1 protein-coding gene is annotated in these 1,105 nt (G+C 62.1%); it reads right to left on the bottom strand.

All coding sequences use genetic code 11. From position 1 onward, the window contains the following. Positions 1-207: 207 nt before the first annotated feature. Complete coding sequence (locus tag N2315_09485) at positions 208-1,077, bottom strand: ATP-binding cassette domain-containing protein (GenBank protein MCX7829402.1); 870 nt, start codon at positions 1,075-1,077, stop codon at positions 208-210. Between the last annotated feature and the right edge of the window lie 28 nt (positions 1,078-1,105).

Below are 1,105 nucleotides of genomic sequence, written 5' to 3'. Positions count from 1 at the left end.
CAGTAACAGCAGGGCCAGCCGCCTGACCTTTCCTTTATTCCCAGCCTCAATCGCCCGGGTGTGCAGGCGCAGCTCGCCGTTCTCGTGATAGCCCACCGCTGTTCGTTCCTTGCTTACCAGCACCACCCCTGTGGGCAGGGCCATACCTCCGATCAGTTCCATATCCCTTGAAGTATAGGGCAACCGGGCCGTCGAAGAGGGTCTACGCTACTGCGGTACGTAACGCCCCGCCATGGCCGCGATCAACCGGCCCCGCGATACCACGCCGAGCAGCCGGCCCTGCTCATCCAGGACGGGGAGGGGCACCGCGGTTTCGCTAAACAACGGCAGGGCCTCTTCCAGGGTCTGCCCAGGGGAAAGCCCCGAGAGAGGCTCCAAAAAACCCTCCAGCCCGCTTTTTTCCCCTTGCGTTTTGAGCGCCTCCGCCAGTTTTTCCGCCCGCACCATTCCCCGAAAAAATCCGCTGCGATTTACCACATAGGCGTTCACAGCGCCCGCCTGGCCCATCTTGCGCAGCGCCGCCCGTGGGCCGTCCCGTTCCAGCACCACGGTCACAGGCTCCTGCACCAGCTCCTCCACCTTGTAGATCTTGGCGGGATTAACACCGGACAAAAAGGCGGCCACATAATCGTCTGCAGGGCGGGCCAGAATCTCCTCCGCGGTTCCTACCTGCACCACCTCCCCGTCCCGCATGATGGCGATACGGTCTCCCAGCCGCATGGCCTCGTCGAGGTCGTGGGTTACAAAGACGATGGTCTTCTTAAGTTCGTGCTGCAGGCGCAAAAGCTCATCCTGCATCTCCCTGCGGATCAGGGGATCCAGCGCACTGAAGGCTTCGTCCATGAGCAGGATGGGGGGGTTGGCGCAAAGGGCCCGCGCCAGGCCCACCCGCTGCTTCTGCCCCCCCGACAACTGCGCCGGGAAGTGCTTCTCGTAGCCAGAAAGCCCCACCCGTTCCAGCCAGACCATGCCCTGCTCCTCCCGTTCCTTACGAGGAAGCCCTTTGAGTTCCAGTGGGAAGGTCACGTTTCGCAGGATGTTGTAGTGCGGAAGTAGAGCGAAATGCTGGAAAACCATGCCGAAGGTATCCTGGCGGAACCTTAGC

This window comes from Thermanaerothrix sp. (assembly GCA_026417795.1).
Classification (GTDB): Bacteria; Synergistota; Synergistia; order Synergistales; family Synergistaceae; genus Thermanaerovibrio.
The sequence above is the reverse complement of the archived record's forward strand: the minus strand, read 5'-3'. Positions and strand labels throughout refer to the sequence as shown.

What these genes read in the sequence shown, in the direction of transcription:
- N2315_09485 (MCX7829402.1), bottom strand. Translation starts at nt 1,077, where the DNA reads ATGGTTTTCCAGCATTTCGCTCTACTTCCGCACTACAACATCCTGCGA.